Genomic DNA, 1,649 nt, shown 5'->3' on the forward strand with positions numbered 1-1,649 from the left:
AACAGGACGACGCCGCGGTCGGCGGGCAGGCCGAGCGCCTCGCGCGCGGCGCGGCGGTCCGCGTCCGGCACGGGTGCGAAGCGGTCGAGGTCCACGCCGGGCTCGACGACGTGCACGCGGGACGGGTCGGCACCGTAGAGGTCGACGAGCTCGCGAGCCTCGACGGGCGTGCTCGCGACCAGCGCGTCGGCGGCCGCGACGACCTCCTCCTCGCCCAGCACGCGCCCACCGGGCTCGGGTTCGTCGCCGGGGGCGAGCGACGCGTTCTTGACGCGCGCGAGCGTGTGCGACGTGTGGACGAGCGGGACCTCCCAGCGGTCCGCCGCGATCTGGCCGACCTGCCCGGACAGCCAGTAGTGCGAGTGCACGACGTCGTACCAGCCGGGCCGGCGCGCGGCCTCGGAGCGCAGCACGCCCGCGGCCATGCCGCACAGCACGCCCGGGAGGTCGTTCTTGTCGAGGCGCTCGAACGGGCCCGCGGGCACGTGGTGCACCAGGACGGGCGGGACGACGCCCGCGTCGACCTCGTCGGCCAGCAGGACCGCGCGGGACTCGTCGCGGGTCAGGGTGCGGCCGTGCGCGTCCGTGCCGGGCACGACGACCGTCTCCGGCAGGTCCGACGACGTCGCGCGCGTGAAGATCTCGACGCGCGCGCCGCGGGCCGCGAGGGCCTTCGACAGCTCGAGGACGTAGACGTTCATGCCCCCCGCGTCGCCCGTGCCCGGCTGGTCGAGCGGCGACGTGTGAACCGAGAGCATGGCGACGCGCGGGGCATGCTCCGAGGTCACGTGGGCTCCTGAGGACGGGCGGCTGTCTGCGCCCATTGTCGCCCCCGGAGCGGGGTGAGCGCCGCGCGGGGCGCGAGATGCCCGTCACGTGGCGTCGGGCCGCGGGCGGACACGTCGGCTGCCCACCCGGGACGCGTCCGGCGGCGGGTCGGCCGGGGTCGGCCGGCCGCCCGCCGTCGGACGTGGGTCAGCGCACGACGAGGATCCGCGGCAGCGCGAGCGACGCCAGGTAGGTGCCGTCGCCGCCGTACGTGACGACCACGAGCGACGTGCGCGTGGACCGCGGGAGGTCGACGACGGCGTGGCCGTCGGCGTCGAGCGTGCCCGTCGCGGCCTGACGGCCGTTGAGCCACACGGTCACGGTGCCCGTGGGCTCGTGGCCCGCGACGCCGTCGACCTGCACGTGCACCTGCTTCGGGTCGTCGCGCCCGACGGTCCAGTCGGTGCCGGCCGTGCGGACCTCGGGCCGGACCTTGCCGACCGTGAGGCGACGCGCGTCCGACGTCGACGCGGCGACGGGCGGGTCGGTCGACGCCGTGCCGCCGTAGACGGCGACCACGGTGTGCCGGCCGGTCGCCAGGTCGGCGGGGAGCCGCACCTCGGCGACCGCCTGGTCGCGGCCCTTCGCGGTGAGGGTGCCGGTGGCCACCGCCGTGCCGTCGACCCGGATCTCGACCGTGCCCTCCGGCGTGACGCCCTCGGCGCGGACGGTGACCCTCGCGGTGACCGCCTTGCCGAACGGCGTCGACGACGGCAGCTGCAGCGACGTCGTCGACGCGACCGGGGCCGTCGTCGGGACGCCCGCGACCTGCGCGAGCAGGTCCGCCGCCTGGCCTGCCGAGCCCGCCATGAGGAGGTGCT

The 1,649-nt window shown here is 76.9% G+C and carries 2 protein-coding genes; both read right to left on the reverse strand.

Translation table 11 applies throughout. The features are described from left to right. Positions 1-788: glycosyltransferase (locus tag HGA02_RS18625; protein WP_425483081.1), on the reverse strand; the 788-nt coding region annotated here is incomplete at its 3' end. A 187-nt stretch (positions 789-975) separates the two neighbouring features. Continuing rightward, positions 976-1,649 (reverse strand): Ig-like domain-containing protein (locus HGA02_RS18630; RefSeq protein ID WP_168680817.1); only part of this gene is annotated, 674 nt, incomplete at its 5' end.

Source organism: Cellulomonas septica (assembly GCF_012396155.1).
Taxonomy (GTDB): domain Bacteria; phylum Actinomycetota; class Actinomycetes; order Actinomycetales; family Cellulomonadaceae; genus Cellulomonas; species Cellulomonas septica.